Origin of the sequence: Paenibacillus sp. FSL H8-0315 (assembly GCF_038005365.1) — a bacterium.
Classification (GTDB): Bacteria; Bacillota; Bacilli; order Paenibacillales; family Paenibacillaceae; genus Paenibacillus_AQ; species Paenibacillus_AQ odorifer.
This window is the reverse complement of sequence record NZ_JBBOTA010000001.1, coordinates 869,104-887,985: the sequence shown is the minus strand read 5'-3', so window position 1 is coordinate 887,985 and position 18,882 is coordinate 869,104. Positions and strand designations below refer to the sequence as shown.

18 protein-coding genes are annotated in these 18,882 nt (G+C 43.4%); 15 read left to right on the top strand and 3 right to left on the bottom strand.

Annotation, left to right across the window (positions count from 1 at the left end; translation table 11 throughout):
* Positions 1-19 precede the first annotated feature (19 nt).
* Positions 20-1,168: an N-acetylglucosamine-6-phosphate deacetylase gene (nagA, locus tag MHB56_RS03800; protein WP_339168591.1), complete on the top strand. Its 1,149-nt coding sequence runs from the start codon at positions 20-22 to the stop codon at positions 1,166-1,168.
* On the opposite strand, the gene MHB56_RS03795 is transcribed toward nagA, so the two are convergent.
* Complete coding sequence (locus tag MHB56_RS03795) at positions 1,157-1,927, bottom strand: AraC family transcriptional regulator (RefSeq protein ID WP_076127284.1); 771 nt, start codon at positions 1,925-1,927, stop codon at positions 1,157-1,159. The two genes, nagA and MHB56_RS03795, sit on opposite strands and share 12 nt — an antisense overlap.
* 19 nt (positions 1,928-1,946) lie before the next feature.
* Positions 1,947-2,528, bottom strand: coding sequence for a LysE family translocator (locus MHB56_RS03790; RefSeq protein ID WP_076218422.1), 582 nt, complete (start codon positions 2,526-2,528; stop codon positions 1,947-1,949).
* 116 nt (positions 2,529-2,644) lie between these two features.
* Between MHB56_RS03790 and MHB56_RS03785 the strand changes: the two genes are divergently transcribed.
* The 14 genes from MHB56_RS03785 to MHB56_RS03720 all read left to right on the top strand — a co-directional run bounded on the left by MHB56_RS03785 (position 2,645) and on the right by MHB56_RS03720 (position 18,283).
* Positions 2,645-3,199 (top strand): GNAT family N-acetyltransferase, encoded by a 555-nt coding sequence (locus tag MHB56_RS03785; protein ID WP_076304893.1) that lies wholly within the window; start codon positions 2,645-2,647, stop codon positions 3,197-3,199.
* Between the two features lie 189 nt (positions 3,200-3,388).
* A complete protein-coding gene (locus MHB56_RS03780; RefSeq protein WP_038572158.1) occupies positions 3,389-3,868 on the top strand; it encodes a DUF6530 family protein in 480 nt (159 codons plus the stop codon).
* 42 nt (positions 3,869-3,910) lie between these two features.
* A complete protein-coding gene (locus MHB56_RS03775) occupies positions 3,911-4,270 on the top strand; it encodes a GIY-YIG nuclease family protein (RefSeq protein ID WP_038572157.1) in 360 nt (119 codons plus the stop codon).
* A 189-nt stretch (positions 4,271-4,459) separates the two neighbouring features.
* Positions 4,460-5,458: a Gfo/Idh/MocA family protein gene (locus MHB56_RS03770; protein WP_076190676.1), complete on the top strand. Its 999-nt coding sequence runs from the start codon at positions 4,460-4,462 to the stop codon at positions 5,456-5,458.
* A 2-nt stretch (positions 5,459-5,460) separates the two neighbouring features.
* Positions 5,461-6,378: an AraC family transcriptional regulator gene (locus tag MHB56_RS03765; protein ID WP_340394064.1), complete on the top strand. Its 918-nt coding sequence runs from the start codon at positions 5,461-5,463 to the stop codon at positions 6,376-6,378.
* Positions 6,379-6,395: 17 nt separating this feature from the next.
* Positions 6,396-7,478 carry a Gfo/Idh/MocA family protein gene (locus MHB56_RS03760; protein WP_076127277.1) on the top strand — a complete coding sequence of 361 codons (1,083 nt, stop codon included), beginning with the start codon at positions 6,396-6,398 and terminating at the stop codon, positions 7,476-7,478.
* A gap of 137 nt (positions 7,479-7,615) precedes the next feature.
* Entirely contained in the window at positions 7,616-8,320 is a 705-nt protein-coding gene (locus MHB56_RS03755; protein WP_076127275.1) for a response regulator transcription factor, read from the top strand.
* A gap of 3 nt (positions 8,321-8,323) precedes the next feature.
* Entirely contained in the window at positions 8,324-9,709 is a 1,386-nt protein-coding gene (locus MHB56_RS03750) for a sensor histidine kinase (RefSeq protein ID WP_076301712.1), read from the top strand.
* 90 nt (positions 9,710-9,799) lie between these two features.
* The gene (locus MHB56_RS03745; protein ID WP_076182931.1) at positions 9,800-10,333 is read left to right on the top strand and encodes a hypothetical protein; all 534 of its coding nucleotides are present in this window, start codon (positions 9,800-9,802) and stop codon (positions 10,331-10,333) included.
* 138 nt (positions 10,334-10,471) lie between these two features.
* A complete protein-coding gene (locus MHB56_RS03740) occupies positions 10,472-11,593 on the top strand; it encodes an FtsW/RodA/SpoVE family cell cycle protein (protein ID WP_076307667.1) in 1,122 nt (373 codons plus the stop codon).
* Between the two features lie 30 nt (positions 11,594-11,623).
* Positions 11,624-12,643, top strand: a complete 1,020-nt coding sequence (locus MHB56_RS03735) for an LCP family protein (protein WP_076127268.1) — start codon at positions 11,624-11,626, stop codon at positions 12,641-12,643.
* A 179-nt stretch (positions 12,644-12,822) separates the two neighbouring features.
* Positions 12,823-13,998 carry an MFS transporter gene (locus tag MHB56_RS03730; protein WP_076201547.1) on the top strand — a complete coding sequence of 392 codons (1,176 nt, stop codon included), beginning with the start codon at positions 12,823-12,825 and terminating at the stop codon, positions 13,996-13,998.
* Between the two features lie 252 nt (positions 13,999-14,250).
* On the top strand, positions 14,251-17,421 hold the full coding sequence (locus tag MHB56_RS03725; protein ID WP_341143274.1) for a GNAT family N-acetyltransferase: 3,171 nt from the start codon (positions 14,251-14,253) through the stop codon (positions 17,419-17,421).
* Positions 17,408-18,283, top strand: a complete 876-nt coding sequence (locus MHB56_RS03720) for an amidohydrolase family protein (protein ID WP_076104960.1) — start codon at positions 17,408-17,410, stop codon at positions 18,281-18,283. The genes MHB56_RS03725 and MHB56_RS03720 overlap by 14 nt, the downstream gene beginning before the upstream one ends.
* A 137-nt stretch (positions 18,284-18,420) precedes the next feature.
* Here MHB56_RS03720 and MHB56_RS03715 read toward each other — a convergent pair whose 3' ends face one another.
* Positions 18,421-18,810 carry a hypothetical protein gene (locus MHB56_RS03715; protein ID WP_341143273.1) on the bottom strand — a complete coding sequence of 130 codons (390 nt, stop codon included), beginning with the start codon at positions 18,808-18,810 and terminating at the stop codon, positions 18,421-18,423.
* Between the last annotated feature and the right edge of the window lie 72 nt (positions 18,811-18,882).

The window sequence follows — 18,882 nt, the reverse complement described above, 5'->3', positions numbered from 1 at the left end:
CGACTGGAGGAGAATGTTTATGACTTATATTTTGCAAAATGTACAAGTAGTGCTTCAGAATAGTATAGTTTCAGCGGCCAATGTATGGATTTCTGAAGGAAAAGTGATGAGGATAGACTCAGGAGATATTTCTATCCCAGAGGGTGAGTATGAACGGATTGATGGCGGAGGGCATTTGTTAGTGCCCGGAATGATAGATGTGCATATTCATGGCGCTAACGGGTTTGATATGATGGACGGTACTGAAGAGAGTATTCAAGAAGTATCGAAGGCTTGTGCAGCTTCTGGTTGCACCTCATTTCTGGCTACCTCTGTGAGTTCTACGATGGAGGATCTTTTAGAGATGATTCGTAGTGTCAAACGTGTAATTGGGCATGAAGTGGGAGCAAAGATCGCAGGCATTCACTTAGAGGGACCTTATCTAAACCCCAAGAGAAAAGGAATGCAAAATGAAAAGTATCTGCGACATCCTAACTTAGAGGAAATGAAGCTCATTTTCCAAGAAGCTGGATCACTCATAAAAATGGTTACGATTGCTCCTGAGCTGCCGGGAGGCATGGAGCTTCTTTCCTTTTTGAAAGAACGGGGAGTGGTGATAGCGATTGCTCATTCGGATGCCACATATGAGGAAGCCAAACAAGCTTTTGCCGCTGGGGCAAGTCATGTTACGCATTGTTTTAATGGCATGCGGCCGATACATCATCGAGATCCGGGGATTGTGGTTGCCGCTTTCGAAGAGAGGCATGTGAGCCTGCAAGCTATTGTTGATAATGTCCATCTGCATCCTGCAATTATCCGCTTGATGCATACCATGAAAGGACCGGAAGGAATGGTCTTGATCACAGATGCCTTACAGGCAATGGGGTTAGGGGATGGAAATTATATATTTGGAGGACATCAGGTTACGGTATCTGGTGGCATAGCGCGATTGGAAGATGGCACGCTGGCCTCCAGTACAGTTACCATGAATGAAGCCTTACGTTATACTGTCGAAACTGGAATTTCGCTCACAGATGCCGTGCAAATGGCTTCAACTACACCGGCCAATATTCTTGAACTTCAACAAAAGGGGACGATCACCTCTGGCTTGGATGCTGACCTGGTTCTCTTGGATGATGAATTCAAAGTGCTCTGGACAATGGTAGGCGGGCAGATCTTACAGCTGTGACCGGTATTCATGTGCGGTTATTCCGAACACGCTTTTAAAATGCCTGTTCAGATGAGTTAGATCCACAAATCCGCAATCTACAACAGCTGCATAGATATCCTTGGTTCTCTCTATGGACTGCTTGGCACGCTCTACCTTGCAATTTAAGAAAAATTGATAGGGTGATATTCCTGTATGTGTCTTAAACTCGCGAATAAACTGATATTTGGATAGACCAAACTCTGTGCAGAGATCGTCCAGCTTCAGCACATGGTCTAAACTGCAGTACATCATTTCCTTTGCTTTTTTGAGAAATTTATTATTCGTTCTACGATCGGTAACTATTTCAGTATTGGATACTAAATGAACCAGAGTGAATAGCAGTTCACTGCACAAAGACTCCTCTTTGCCATTCTGAATGGCATGGTTTAGGGCTAATATGCACTGCGCCAATTTGTCATCGTATAAGATAGGAGTGGCGAAGCGGAGTTCTTTTTTTCTTAATATCTCTAACATTAGGGTTGGCTTAATATAAAGCATGACATAATCAATGCCACCTTTATCATACGCATTGCCATCATGCGTTTGTTCCGGATTAAACAACATTACGCCATTTTTATGAGAGGATTGCAAACTACCGTCAAGATTATATTGCTGAATGCCACGAAGGGTCACACCGAGTGCATATTCCTCATGGCAATGTTTTTTATAGGTGAAATCAGTAAGGCTGGCGGATAAGGACAGGATCTCTGCTGACTTTTTATAGTTAAATTTCTCCACGTTCTTAACCTCCACGACTTTATAGGATTCCCGATATCATAATGGCCGAGTATACTAAAAACAGTGCCATCACGGTATTTAGAACTTTTTGATGATTTTTCATAAAAGTTCTGAAGATTGTCCCAAATACAACCCATGTCGTAAATGCAAAAAATCCGATCACAGTTATAATTATAACAAATATAAACAAGGCAAGCGAAGAGGTATAGAATGGCATTACGTAGTTGGGAATGACCGTTAGTGTAAATACTAGCACTTTAGGATTCACAAGCTGCATAAGCACGCCTGAGCGGAAATTGGCATTGGGGTCAGGCTGGTCTTCCATTGAACCCATTTTAAAGATTTTATAAGCAAGGTAGAGCATATATAAACTCCCAATGATTTGCATAATGATCAGGATATTTGGGATGATTTCTACTAGAATACGGTTCAGCAGAGTAGAAATGATAAGTAATAAGCCAAAAGCCAGCGTGGATCCGTATACATACCCCATTGATTTTTTAGCCCCGGAATGCTGCACGGAAGAAAGAATAACAATATTGGTAGGACCGGGTGTAAATGTAGCGACAACGCAATAGATCAGAAAGGACAATATATTCATGATGACCTCCAGTAAAGTAGTTCTATGAATATAAACCTTTCAGTCTGAATGCTGATAGTATATTATTGCAGGATTTTTAAGAATTCCGGCCGGGAATAGAAGAGGTGTCCGAATCAATGAATAAGAGTAATCAATTGACCATAAGCACGCTTTCTCCAGCTGATTTTGAATCCACATGCTCTGTTTTTGAAACTTCAATCCAAGATGCCTTTGAAAAAGAAGGGCTTGATCATTTACAAGACGATATCCAAAGTGAAATAGATCATAAAAAGCAAATGGTGATGACTTCACTGGATACTACGACTGGGGAGCCTTACTTCCTTCTTGCAAAAATAGAAGAGCAGGTTGTCGGTACGATTTCCTTTGGACCTTGTGGCGAAGATATTCAAACCTGCACGGATCATCAGTTAGATGAAATAGGGGAATTGGGCAGTCTATACATTATGCCAAGTTATCAGGGCCAAGGTGTGGGTTCAGCCTTAATTAAGGAAATGATGATATTTCTAAAAAAGCAAGGGGTAGAGCAGTTTTGTCTGGACAGCGGTTATAAACATGCACAGGTCAGGTGGCAACGTAAATTTGGGCAGCCTTATAAAGTAGTAGAAGACTATTGGGGACCTGATTCTGTCCATATGGTTTGGTTTTGTAATGTGAATGATCATTTAAGCTAGAGATATATTTTACATGAAAATAACAGTCCCTTTGCTACGCGCAGAGGGATTTTTTGTTTTGTTGGATAAAACGGGTGTAATGTCGTTTGACAGATGATCTTTTGCCGGGTAATATGAATCTTATATTTAGTGAATTAGTAATTTAGTAAATGAGTAAATTAGTAAATCATAAAATGGAGTGTGACTAACATGAAAATTCCAACAACTCTAAAACATAAACCTGTAGTCGTGTCAGAAAATTACGAGCAGGTTGATGGCCGCTACGCCGGGGACACAGATGCAAAAGGTCTATCCCTAGGATTAGCACAATGGAACGATAGAGGAAAGGTCGACATCTCAGCAAAGGTATGGAGACATACAGGGGACAAATGGTCGAGACAGTCCGAAGAGCTGCCAATGCACAGAGTGCTTGACCTGGCAATTTTGATTTGCAGAAGTAGTTTGTATTTTCAAGAGGCCTATCGTTTTCCGAAAATGTATGATCCCGAGAGCCCTATGATTGATCGTATTGGACTGCAGGGAGATGCAATGAGTGTATCTGTATGTGCAGACAATCCCATGATTGATAATGATATTAAGCTGTTCGCTCAGGCGCTTAGTGATGATGGTGAAATGATCGGAGAACGACTTTCGGTATTGTCCCGTTTATTAAAAGAAATGGGGTACTGAAATTTAGCAGAATGGCCTGTGAAAGGAGAATCATAAATCATAATGGACAAAAGTAAACGTAAAGAACTTCAGGAGCAATATAAGCAGCTCAAGACGTACATGGGTGCTATTCAAATTACAAACAAAAGAAGCGGGAAAATATTCGTTGACAGCTATCCCAACCTGAAGAATAAATGGATGACTATACAGATGCAATTAGATATGGGCAGATTTGCAAATGCGGAGCTGCAAAAGGACTGGAAGGAACTTGGAGCAGAAGCTTTCAGCTATGAGGTGTTAGAGCAGAAGGAGTCAGAAGACGTAACCGACGTGCGCTGGGAGCTTAAACTATTGAAAAAGAAGTGGTTTGAGAAGTTGCAGCCTTTTGATGACAAAGGATATAATAAGCCACTAACCCATTAAGCCAAGTATAAAGAAACCTTTAGCTTTTATAGCAAGGGTTTCTTTTTTTAGGAATCGTATTTCACTCCGGATTTTATGTGTCGTAATATTATATATGTTTTGTCGCATTTTCCTACTAAAAAAGCTGTTTGTTATGTGTTATTTTTATAGCAGATGTCAGAATAACATATATACGGGAGGCACAAGTAAATGACCATTAGAATTGGTAAGCTCAGCTATTGGCATGTGCATGCATGGGATTATACCAAGCAAGCTCAGGAGCATGAAGATACCGTATTAGCTGCAGTTTGGGACGAAAACGTAGAACGTGGGAACAAAGCTGCGGAAAGCTTGAATATTCCTTTTTTTGAATCACTGGATGATCTGCTTGCGCAAGAGGATATAGATGCCGTTATCGTGGATGCACCAACGAATATGCATAGAGACGTAATCGTGGCTGCGGCCAAGGCGGGCAAACATATTTTCACAGAAAAAGTTATTGCCCCAACGTTAAAAGAAGTTAACGCAATTATCGCAGAAGTTAACGAGAACAAAGTGAAGCTAACGGTCTCCTTGCCTCGTTTAAATGACGGCTATACATTAACTATTCAAGAGATTCTAAGTCAGGAGCTGCTCGGCAAGATTACTTACGTTAGAGTTCGCTTATCCCATAACGGAGCAACGGAAAGCTGGCTTCCTAATCATTTCTTTAGTTTGGAGCAATGTGGAGGCGGAGCTTTGATTGATCTTGGCTGTCATCCCATGTATTTGGCGAAGCTTTTCTTAGATCAAGATGTGACTGGGGTTAGTGCTAATTTTGGGTATGTAACCGGTAAAGAAGTGGAAGATAATGCTGTAGTGACATTATTTACGGATTCAGGAGCAATTGGTGTGGTGGAGGCTGGTTTCGTGAATAGTCATTCGCCGTTTACTATCGAGGTGCATGGAACTGAAGGAACGCTGCTTTACGGAACACCAGAGAATAAGCTTCTTCTTAGAACGAACAAATCCACGGATAAAGAAGAAGGCTGGAAAGAAGTAGCCCTGCAAAGCAATCGTGAAAGCGCCTTCCATCAATGGGTTGATCATATTCAAAATAATACACTCGCCACTCAAAATGTTGAAATGGCAGTTGAGCTTACCAGATTAATGGAGGCGGCGAACCGCTCGGCTAAAGAAGGCTGTGTAATTCCGATTGGGAGGACTTAACGTTGAGCAGCTTTCCCTATGAGATGATGTTTGAGAAGCAGGACATGCTTGAAAGATTGGATATCACGATTCTATGGGGACATTACGAGATTACAGTGTTTAGATTTCATTTGACATCTTTTCCACCGGGCAGAGTAGTCGAGTTCCATAATCATTCTGAATTTGAGTTTCATTTCATTCCGCGCGGGAAGGGAGAAGTCATTCTTGGGGATCAAAGGTATCCTCTGTCAGAGGGAATGTTCTATCTAACCGGACCAGGTGTTATGCATCGTCAAGAGGCAGCTGCAGATGAATCCATGGAAGAGCTATGTCTGCATGTTGACATCAAGAAGAGAATCCGGGATGATGCGGATCTTTGGGAGGTTGCGGAAGCTGAGACCAGTGTGGAGAAGCTGAAGTGTTTACCCTTGGTCCCAGCACAAGATTATCACGGGGCTATGAAGTGTTTTCGAGAAGCGTACGAAGCATGCGATGGGAAGTTGACCGGATATTATACTTCAATTAAGCATCTCGTGATTAGTATTTTATTAAAGGCCGTTAGAGCGTATGATTCAGGCGGGATCCGCACGGAGGCGCCGGTTAGAGATATGCTGACTTACCGGTATCAATACGCAATGCAATATATGGAAGCGAATTATTCAGGAACGGTTACCTTAGAAAATGTTGCGGAAAAGCTGAATATTAGTTCAAGGCAGCTGCAGCGGGTGTTTAAGCAAGTAAATGCAGAACAATCATTCAGTAGGGCGCTTGAGGACATCCGATTGCAAGCGGTCTGCCGCAAGCTTGAAGAAAGCAATTATCCGATAGAACAAATCGCACAGTCGGAAGGGTTTACCAATGCTACCTATTTGCATATTGTCTTCCGTAAGCGGTTAGGCATGACACCGGCAACTTATCGAAACAGCAAACAAATCCATTAGAGGTGAGGGTGAAGGATATGAGTAAGGTTTTTCGTGTAGGGATTATTGGATGTGGTGGTATTGCGAATGGCAAACATCTTCCAAGCTTGAGCAGACAAAGTAAGGTTGAGATCGTGGCTTTTTGTGACATTATTAAAGAACGTGCTGAAGAAGCAGCGGAGAAATACGGAAATAATAAAGCTATTGTCTATACAGATTACACTGAACTATTAAAAGATCAATCCATTGATATTATTCATGTGCTTACGCCTAATGATGTCCATGCGGAAATATCAATCGCTGCACTAGAAGCCGGAAAACATGTGATGTGCGAAAAACCAATGGCTAAGACAGCGGCAGATGCCAAACGAATGGTTGAAGCAGCGAAACGTACAGGCAAGAAGCTGACCATTGGATATGACAACCGATATAGAGAAGACAGCTTATATTTGAAAAAAGCCTGTGAGTCCGGAGAGCTTGGTCATATCTATTTTGCAAAAGCACATGCCATCAGACGGAGAGCCGTACCGACCTGGGGAGTATTTCTTGATGAAGAGAAACAAGGCGGCGGTCCGCTTATCGATATCGGAACTCATGCGCTGGACCTAACCCTTTGGATGATGGATAACTATAAACCTAAAGTCGTGCTTGGCACTAAATATCATGAACTTTCACAAAAAGAAGAAGCCGCCAACGCATGGGGACCGTGGGACCCTAAAAAGTTCACCGTGGAGGACTCAGCCTTTGGAATGGTCGTAATGGAGAATGGCGCAACAATCATGCTGGAAGCGAGCTGGGCTCTGAATTCACTAGACGTACATGAAGCGAAATGCAGCTTAAGTGGGACGGAAGCAGGCGCAGATATGAAGGACGGACTTAGAATTAACGGAGAGAAATTCAGCAAGCTGTACACTAATAAAATTGAGCTTGGGGCAGGCGGCGTTGCCTATTATGAAGGTAAAGCTGAAAGTGCTCCGGATATAGAATTAAGAAAGTGGATTGAAGCGATTGAACAGGATAAGGACCCGGTTGTAACTCCTGAACAGGCTTTTGTTGTTTCGCAAATATTGGAAGCTATTTATGAATCGGCGCAGACCGGCAAGGCTGTGTATCTGGATTAGATTTTGACAACTATAGCGATTTAGAGTAATATCCACTTGTGATTTAATTATAGGGATCTGAGACAAGACTCTCTCTTTACCGGGAGAGTTTTTTTGTTTTTTACTTGTTTAGACTCTGGGTAATAGGGGTGGAAATCGTGGATACTATTGATCGCAATCATGTGCTTATTGTGGAAGATGACGATAATATTAGACGTTTTATATCTATAAATTTAACGAATAACGGGTTTGTGGTTAGTGAAGCTGCTTGTGGAGAAGAAGCCTTGCAGAGCTTTGAGGTGAGCCGTCCAGATGTTCTGGTTCTGGATATCATGTTGCCTGATTCTAATGGGTTCGAAATATGCCGAAAGCTAAGAGAGAAAGACGCTGGGGTCATCATCATTTTCTTAACCGCTCGTGGACAGGATATGGACAAAATCAATGGCCTTGAAATGGGTGCTGACGATTACATTGTTAAACCTTTTAATCCATTAGAATTGGTAGCACGTATTAAAGCGATTTTGCGCCGTACAGAATCAGCTCTCAAGCCGCAAAAAACGATACTTCAAGCTGGACCGATTCGGCTGGATCTGAATGCAAACAAGATGTTTAAGCAGGATGACAGCATTGAATTAACTCCGAAGGAATTTCAGATGATGAAGACCTTTCTGGAGCATCCGGATACAGCACTCTCTAGGAATGAATTAATGAATCTTGTCTGGGGAGAGGATTATATTGGAGATCCTAAGACGGTAGATGTTCATGTGCGTAAGTTAAGAGAGAAAATTGAGGTTGATCCTTCTAATCCGCTTTGGATTGAGACGGTATGGGGGCTCGGATACCGCTTTAGAAAGGATGGTTGAAGAATGGGGATTCAGAAAAGATTAGTAGGAAGCTATTTTGTAGTCATCTGTCTTACTGTGCTCATTCTTGAAATCATTCTTAATGTATCTGTGCGATATTATTATTTTCATAACATAGAGGAAACCCTGATGAATCAAGCAGAGCTATCGGCTTCTTTTTTTCAGCAATACTTTGGGGACCAGGATCTGGAGGAACAATCGGATAGGTTACTGAAGGGTTTTGCGAGTCATTCCGATGCACAGGTACAGATTATTAATGTTGAAGGCCGGCTGTTGCAGGATTCAAATGGACTTCAAGGCGATCTTACTATGACTGAGTACATAGATGTACAAGCAGCAATAAAAGGGCAGCCCGGCAGTTGGAAAGGTGCGGACCCTAACACAGAGGAAGCGATTTACGCGGTATCCTATCCTTTACAAGCGAATGGAAACATCGTGGGGGGAGTCAGATTTATCACGTCCTTAACGGAAACTATACATACAGTTAAACAGATTACGGTTTTACTGATCGGGGTGGGGATCATCGTCATTGGCATTGTCACCTTACTTGGATTATTACTGTCTTGGACCATAACCAGATCCATTAAAGATTTGAAGCAGGCAGCAGACCAGATGACCGAAGGTGATTTCAGCATCAGAGTGCATAAGCGCTATCAAGATGAGCTTGGTTCATTGGCGGATACGTTAAATATGATGGCAAGCCGAATCTCCAAGAGTGAACAGCTTAAGAATGATTTTATCGCTTCCGTATCCCATGAACTGCGAACGCCCTTGACCTCGATCAAAGGTTGGGCAATTACCTTAAAGGCGAGTGAGGTGAGTAATCAACCTCTGTTTTATGATGGGCTTGATATTATTGAATCCGAAAGTGACAGGTTAACTCATATGGTGGATGAATTATTGGATTTCTCCAAGTTGGATAACGGAAGAATCGCCGTTCACTTCACATCTGTGGATCTAACAGAACTACTGCAGCATATCGGCAGACAACTTACCCCTAGAGCGACCCGACAAGGCATCTCACTAGATGTAAAAATAGAAGAACATCTGCCAGTGATTCAAGCTGACGAGAATCGTGTGAAGCAAGTCATGATTAATCTCATTGATAATTCGCTCAAATTTACTGGTTCATCAGGTCGAATCTTTATCACCGCTCATACGGTTCCAGGGAAAGTCGTGATTTCTGTAGAGGATACAGGCTCAGGCATCGCTGAGACGGATTTAGAGAATGTGCGGCAAAAATTCTACAAAGGGGATCAACAGGCTTCGGGCAGCGGCTTGGGATTATCCATCTCGGAACAGATCATTAAATTGCATCATGGAGAGCTTCGAATAAGTAGCACTTTAGGCAAAGGAACGATTGTCCAATTTGACTTACCGATAGAATAAGAATTTAAATTTAACTATTTCATAACCACTTTCATCTCTTTCACAGATAAAATACTATATATGCGGACAAGCGAGGAGTCGATGATCCAAATGCCGAGCAAATTCATAAAAATAGGTACCCTGTTGACAACTTTATTTTTGCTCGGAGGATGCGGAGTCCCGGCGACACCCGGAGAGCTGATTAAACCTCCATCATCAGAAGCAAATCTGCAGCGAGACAAAACGAGCCAGGAATTTATTAAGTGGCTTCCAGACAAAGCTCAATTGATAACTCCGATGAAGGGACAAGAAGATAATGCCATCTCCTTTGGCGATATGGATGGAGACGGAATCGACGAAGCTGTAGTTGTGTATGAGTACAGTAAAAACAAAGGATACACTATAAAAGCAATGTTGTTGAGGCAGGAAAATGAAGCTTGGCAGAAGATTTCCGAGGTTGAGGGGTTTGGGTATGGTCTAGATTATGCCGGATTCTTTGATGTTGATGAAGATGGCCATAACGAGCTTGCACTGGGCTGGTCATTGGGTGAGGCAGGTAATGGTATGGATATTTATACGCTAAGTGAAGATAAACTTAAGCTGTTATCGAAGAAGGCGTATCAGGGCAAATATGATCTGAGGTAATCATTTAACCTAATCATCCGCAGCGCTTCATTGAGAAAAAAGAAGTAAAAGTGCTCAGCGGATTATTTATAATGCCCATTTTCATGTATATATCCCCTACACAACAAGAAAACTACAGAAATTAAATAGAGGTTGTAAATGCTTATCTCTACCAAAATTGCAAAGCTGGACAGATCCGTACTTTTTCTCACCACCTGCTTAGTTGGCATGGGTACTGTTGCTATTTATGAAGCGACTACGGATACGCGGTTAGACGGTCTTTACATAAGTTATTTGTATTTATTTGCTTTATTTTGCCTACCCATGTTATTCATTGCTTTGGTAGATTATAAGATTCTATTAGGCAGGTTAGCCTATCTCTTTTATGGCGTGGGGCTAGGTTTACTAGTACTAGTCAAGCTGGTTGGAGAAAACCTCAATGGTGCTGTGCGTTGGTTAAGTATTGGGAGCTTTCAGCTTCAGCCCTCCGAGCTGGCTAAAATATGTACGGTGCTGCTCATTGCTCATCTATTAGGTACACGAGAGGGCCAGCGGCTGCGATTTTTTCAAGATTTAGTGCCGGTCTGTTTCGTTTTTTTAATTCCTTTCATTTTAATAATGGATCAGCCCGATTTGGGTACAGCACTCGTATTTGCTGGCATATTACTTAGTATGCTGTGGATTGGTAACATCCGTGCTCTATATATGATTCTGATCCTTGGTGTTGTGATTATTTCGATCGGCACGATACTATGGCTGTATTATGCTAACTTCGACCTGTTATCCAAGATTGTCGAGCCCCATCAACTGTCACGAATCCAAGCTTTTTTGGACCCGCAGAGCGATCCAGATAAGTCTTGGCATGTGAAAAACGCAATGATAGCCATTGGCTCCGGAGGATTATCGGGCAGTGAAGGTATTTTTTTGCGAAAAGGATATATTCCATATGCGTATTCCGATTCGATCTATGTAGTCATCGGGGGGAAATACGGTTTTATAGGTTCATCCGTGCTGCTGATGCTTTATTTGCTGCTCGTGTACCGAATGATCTTTATTGCGCTGGATAGTAGGGACCGTGCGGGTACCTATATTGTCACCGGGTTTATCGCTATGTTCATCTTTCAAGTTTCCGTTAATCTTGGGATGCATATTGGGTTACTGCCCCTAACGGGGATTTCATTACCTTTTATTAGTTATGGAGGCAGCTCGTTGCTAACTAATATGATAGCGATTGGCATAGTGCTAAGTGTTAAAGTTCATAAGGATGAAAGCGCTGATTGAATAAGCTATTGGAACTGAGTGGAGGAAATTATGTCTAACAAACGCAAGTGGACAACAACCCGTAAAATTCTGACGAGCATTGGTCTTGTCTTAGGCGCAACTATTATAGGGATTGGAGTATATGCAGGGTATTTATACAAAAAGACGGATGATGCGATACAGCGTATGGCAGCTCCAGTCACCGTACAACCCACTGCTGCTCCAGAGGAAAAAAAGGAGGCGGTATCGGTTGAACCTATGATTTTTCTGCTTGCCGGGGTAGATAGCCGGGACGGTGGCGGTGGGGTAATGAATACTGATGTTCTGATGCTTGTCAGCTTCAATCCGGACACGAAATCGACGAGTTTCTTATCTTTACCCAGGGATTTGTTGCTAAAACCTAAATCGTTACCTTCCCGTAAAGCCAATTATTATTATGCTTATCATTACATAAAAGACAAAACAGAGGCTATTCCGAATACAAAAGAGTTTTTCAGCAATTTGCTCGGTCTGCCGATTGATCACATGGTTGTGGTGAATTTTGATGTGTTGCAGGAGACCGTGGATTTGCTTGGCGGACTGACTATAGATGTCGATATGGATATGAAATATACCGATACGGCAGATGGTACACACATCGATTTAAAGAAAGGCTTGCAAAAGCTGGATGGCCAACAAGTTCTTGATTTTGTGCGGTACCGTAAATCGAATCAAGGAACGGCTGAATCCTCCGATTTCCAGCGTAATGATCGACAGCAGCAAGTAATCAAGCAGATCCTGGATAAGCTAGGGAATTTCCAAGGCGTGTCCCAATGGGGAAATGTATTGGATATCATTGGTGAAAATGTGAAGACGGATATTCCTCAAGCAGATCTGCAGCAGTGGTTATTCAACTTCCCTAAACTTAAACCAGAGCATATTAATTCCTTACATGTGGAATCTCTTTGGAAGAGTCCGTATGTCTATGTGAATAAAGAGGATCTAAAACAAGCACTTACTACTCTGAGTACGGAAGCAGGCGTCAGCTCCGAAAGCTCATTACACTTGGAGAATGTTGGAACGGTGGATTAACATCTATAACCCTGCTCTTAAGAGCAGGGTTTTTTGTTTGTTCTACTATAAATCCCGCTAACCAGTAAAGTAATCCGCCAAGAGGTAGAGGCCTGACTTCCATGCATAGTACCATAAACACAGCGATTATGACGAATCGTATATTGTTTCTGGTTTACTTGAGAGGAGAAGGGGATTTTATGAAATACAGACGGGGTATTATGTTTCTAATCGTACTTACAGGAATGATCTCAATAGCTGCTTTTAATCCGATTATTGGTCCGCTTGCGCGAAATTTGGGGCTGAGTGATTTTCAATCAGGATGTTTAGTATCGGTGGCGGGGTTATGTTGGCTGCTCGGAGGATATTTCTGGGAAAAACAAACGTTTATGAGCCGAAAGTGGCTGCTTGCTTCGATTATGTTCGTCTATATGGCGACACTCATCATTTTTGCACTATTGGCTGATTATGCAGTAAATGCACAGAGTAAAGAGAGTCTGTTTTGGAGTTTCTTTTTACTTCGCGCAATCGCTGGCTTTTTCTTTGGAGGAATTCCGGCATTAGCACAAGCTTATGTTATGGGCTGGAGTACAAAAGAAACCCGTACACAAGGAATGGCATTATTCGGAGCGGCCAACGGTCTTGGTTTCGTAGTAGGACCCGCAATGAGTGGAGGAATGGCTTCACTGGGCCTGACCTCACCAATGTACGCGGCAGCTATTTTATTGTTCACCTTGGCTATATTGTTTCTGGTGTTTATTCCTAAAGAAAAGAATATTGAGATTGAGCGGCAGGCGATTTCACTTTCCCCCAATGATCGACGGATACGCCTCTATTTGTGGATTGGACTTTTGCTTTCGTTTGCTCTGAATATCGTGCAGGTTACTATCGGATTTTTTGTGCAGGATAGCTTGGGTTACAGTACTCAGCAAGCCACTCAGTTAATTGGAATGGGGCTGGCGATCTCGGGAATAATGGTAGTGCTCTCGCAAATTGTAATCAGTAAGTATCTCAAATGGCATCCTAAAAAAGTGCTGCTCGTGGGACTCTTATTTGTTGCCTTAGGCTTGCTGGGATTGTTATTGTTCATCAGATTTGCGTATGTAGACTTTACATTTTTGGGTATTGGCATCGGCTTTACACTGCTCGGCTACAGTGCGGGTGCTTCAATGGCGGTTCAAGACCATGAGCAAAGAAGCGTTGCTTCCTTTATTGCGGCCCTGCAAGGTGGCGGGTCATTCATAGGGCCAGTTATAGGTACGGCCTTATACACCGTTAATATGGCGCTTCCTTATTCTATCTGCGTACTGTTGATATGTATTGTAGGTCTCGCTAATATGAAGAAAAGAGCGGCGGATCGTGTGGAGAGTTGTTAAAGAAGAAAGGCTGCTCCTAATAGCAGCTTCAGGCTGTCGAGGGTGACTCGACAGCTTTTTTTGTAGCTTTCTGCTGGCAGTGAGTTTATGTAGAAAATAAGGAGAAAGAGTTTTTTACCTCGTATTGAGCTTCCAGTTAATAGTATAATAAGAACTCGTAGGAGTTATTTCAATATGTTGTAGAGAGGTTATCCAGAATAACTGTATACGAATACATACTCATATTTTTTTGAGGAATAAGGAGATGAAGACATGACTGTAAAAACTACAGCGGAACAAATCCGCATTATCGAATACGATTCTTCTTATGCTGGGGCGGTCGCAGAAATGTGGAACCGCAGCAACGAAAGCTGGGGCGGAGGCACCAATCAAAGAACTGAGGACAGTGTGCGCCGTGAGATGGAGATCTCGTCCAATCTTAATGCCTTTCTTGCCGTTGATGGCAAAGAGGTAGTCGGCTTCTGCAGCTTCGCCCACTACCGTCAAGATGAAGGGGCTTTGTATGTCCCGCTATTGAATGTACGTCCCGATTATCACGGATACAAGGTTGGCCGCAATCTGATTCTGAACGCTGTTCGCCAAACAATAGAAGCGGGCTGGCCACGTCTTGATCTGTTCACTTGGGCAGGTAATACGAAAGCCGTACCAATGTATAAGAAATGCGGATTTTTTTGGGAGAAAAATGAAGATTACGTCCATCTGATGAACTTCATTCCAACAGTACTGCAAACGGAAGCACTTGCTCCTTATTTTGAAGAACTGGATTGGTATGCAGACAGTACCCGTGAACTTCCCATTCAGCCAGATGGCCGCCAGGAGCGTGGCTTTGATTTCTTTGATTACACTTGGCAAAAGGGAGAACTCTCCTTGAGGGCGGAATTCGAGAAGACTGGCCGCGGTCTGACCGCTCTTGATACACCAGACTATGAAATCTCTACGGAAATTGATGATCATGATCTTGTGTTTGGTTCGACCTACAAGATTCGCTATCGCATCAAGAATCGTTCGACGTCTGAGCTGGCCATTGAGATCGAAGGCCAGAACGATAAAAATATCCGTTTTGCTCTATCTGCTGCGCGAATACTCGCTCCAGGTGAAACGGTTATCGTGGAAGGTGATTTTGAGCTTGATTCAGTTCGGGAAGAGCAGAACGATAAGAAGACACACCCCGTTGTTATGAGCAAGTGGATCATCGGTGGCAAGCGTGCGGAATTCCGCATTGGCGTTGCTCCTAAATTTCCACTCAAAATGAAGATAGCGCTGCCACACCGGGAACTGTATCTGGGTCTTCCTTCGGAACTGTACCTTAATGTGGAGAATAATTTTGCTGCAGAAGCAGAATTTTCTTTTGATTTGCCCGAAGACGAATTCCTCGTATGGGCGGACCGTACAGTAAGCTTTACTGTTCCAGCTAAGAGTAAGGCTTCTATTCAAGTACCCTATACCCTAAATTCATACGGTCTTTATTCACAGGCTATTGAGGTAACGGCCGTTCCGGTTGGAGAGAAGGCAGTCACCTTCATAAGCAAACTATCCGTTCTAATGAAGGGAACGCATGGCCGCTTTGGCGGGGAAAACGGGGATCAGTGGGTGGCTGTGAATGGCGCTTACTCTATTCATCTTAATAATACCGACAATGGAATGTGGATTGAATATCCCGGCTCGAGCCATAATTTCTGGTTGACCCATCCGAAGTTAGGCAAGCCATTCGCAGAAGAATTCTCTAAGAAACAGGCCAAAGAAGTAAAGATCTATTCTGAAGGGGAGAGCCAGGTTCTCGAATCTCTTTACGAGTCGGAAGAATTCCCGGGTCTTGAGATAAAAAGAGTGGCTAAGCTATTTGCCAACGGAATCGCTGAGTTTTATAGTGAGGTCTGCAATACCAATAGTGATATTCTGGAAGAAGACATGTATCTGTTGACGAATTTCGGCTTTTTCGGTAAACAGCTCATCTTGCCATATCAGGGCCAATACGTGGACATGGGCGATGCTTACTCAGGCGATCCAAGTCTTTGGGACAGTGCACAAATTACGGAGAACTGGTTGTTCTGCAAGGAAGAGAACGTCACATGCGGAATCTGCTGGGATCCTTCGCTAAAATTGCTTCGTCCGGAATACCCGCTTGGGCTGGAGCATAATCTTGGCCGAATCTCCGCTGGAGATGTCGTACGGACAAAAACTATGGTGTTTGCTCTTAACACCTTCCTTAAGTGGTCGGAATTCCGCGCCTTTGCCCTAAAACAGCAGAATTCGGTCATACCGGTGTTGGATGACCATCTTGAGCTAACGCTCGGCGGTGGAAATCCTTTTGCGGCAGGGGCACTTCATGCCGAGCTAATCGAACGAAAGATGACACCGCTTGATGGAAGCCTTGAATTGTATGTACAGGCTGATGGAGAAGAGGAGCGAAGTGTCGCTGAGATGGAGTTGCAAAGAGGACAAAATTTGCACTCCGCTGGTTTTGAACTCTCTACTGAGGATACAGAATCACCAGAACACAACGAATCTGGCCGTAAGGTCCGGGTCGTCTATCGTGGTGAGGATCGCATTCAAGAGCGAACAGGCCTCTGGTTTCCACAAACGGAAACAAGCGTTGTTTGTGGGATAGAAGAAGGACCTGCGGGTCCCATTTACACAGTGAGCAACGGAGTTCTATCTATTGCAGCTGCTCCTGATTTCGGCAGCGTTGTGCATTCCTTGAAGCACCAAGGAGAAGAGTGGCTGGACAGCACCTTTCCGAAAGCTGAACCACGTTCCTGGTGGAATCCTTGGCATGGTGGACTCGGTGTGGGTATTTCTGGCATAGGCGGATTTAGCCGGTTGCAGGAGCCAAGAAGCGCAGCTTGGACGGAGCAGATGGATGATCACGGCAACGTCTGGAAGGGATTGAGACTGACCACTTTGATGGAGAAGCAGGAAGCAAACCGGGGGATTACGATCAATCAGCATTACCTCATGCTGCCCGGAGTTCCTGTGCTCTGTGTGTTGATTTCAGTAACCAATGAAAGTGGAATGACGCTGCCGCATTATTCGCTATCCGAGGATAGTTACTTTAAGCCTTCACCAATCTATTCGGAAGGCTGGATGGAGCTCCCAGAGGAAGGCAACTTCCCTATCGGGAAGGTCGAAGCCCATCTGGAATCCAAGGGGCTTATCCGAATCGGTGCAACTTCGCGTAAAGACATGCTGCATGTGGTGCATAGTTATCCTAATCAGAGAGCTATGTCTTACGTGAACAATAAGGTATTCACATATGGTGTGAATCACCATCTACTACTTCTGAACGGAGAAACCGCTTGGACACAGCCGACCTTCATGATCATGGGAGAGCTCGCTCTGGATCCAGAGGCAGTTCGTAATCTTATGAAGGTGACCTTTGCTAGTGCTTCTGACAAAAAGGAGACTATAAATGCCAATCATTGATATTCACATTCATCTGTCGGACATCGATAGCTTTCATCAGACAGCACTGGACCTCTCCAAAGTTGATTACACAGCTGCTGGGCTCAAAGCGGAGTTTGACAAGAACGACGTTGTTCTCGGCATTGGTATGGGGGTCACGGAGCAGACGAAGGGAGCCTTCCCTGACTCTGCCTCTCCCAATCCGATGGGTCTCGACTTGGAAGCCAGTGTGCCGCCATTCTTAATGGAATGCGTGGGCATTAATCCGAATATGCTCGGAGGAAAGGATGCTTTGGATGAGCTGGACCGAATTGAGGCACGGCTGCAAGCTCCTGAGGTAGCTGGTATTAAGCTCTATGCCGGGTACTATCATCATTACGTTTATGACAAAATCTACTCGCCGATCTATGAGCTGGCCGCCAAGTACGGCACGCCTGTGGTTATTCATACCGGGGATACGTATTCGATGAATGGATTGCTTAAGTATGCGCATCCGCTTACCGTGGACGAACTGGCGTTCCAACGGCGCGACGTGAACTTTATGATCTGCCATCTAGGCGATCCATGGGTGATGGATGCTGCCGAAGTGGTCGCCAAGAATCCGAACGTCTATGCCGATTTGTCTGGTCTCGTTGTTGGTGACCGGCCTCATTTTGAGCGGTTCATGAATGAACCCCTGTTTATGGATCATTTTCGCCGGGCGTTGGTGTACTCTGATCACTATGAAAAAATGTTGTTCGGTACCGATTGGCCACTCGCGCCTATTGACCTGTATGCGGAGTTCGTCCGCCGGCTTGTGCCTGAGCAGCACCACGAGAAAGTATTTTATGAGAATGCCTTTGCATTATTCCCACGCATCCAGCAGAGAATTGCAGCGCTCTGAGCGGAGCGGGACAGTATATCTGAAGCGCAGGAAAATAATATAATTACGAACAAGCCATCCTTAGTTAGTACTAAAGGATGGCTTGTTTTTACATTTGTATGATGACCATGCCTATTTTTAGATTGAGTTTCCAAATTTTAATCTTCCTTTTCTTTACTTAACAGATCAGCTAGCTCAACCGAATTCTTATTTCTTAAATCCAGCATCTTTTCGCTATTGCTAGCTTTAATCAGGAAACCATCTTTCGTTTTAAAATCCATATAAAGGCTGAATCCGGCCACCTTTGAATTAGCGTAAGTAACAGTCATTCGATAAGTCGGTTCACCCACATCAACAGACCCGCGTACTTTTTTTACAGTTCTTATAGCATCTTCGAAGATTTGAAGGCTTTCACGGTCAGTATAAGTAATTTCTGTTGTTTCGGATGCAAGATTGACACTTACGATCTTTTGCGTGGATCTGACTAATACAAATAATAAAATTAGTAAAATTATCAGTGAAAATGATAGAATACTAAATTTTTTCATAACCTGCCTCCTTACTTAAGAATAATGCAGACCAATCACTTAGTTTCCAAAATAGTTATAAATTTCAGCTGA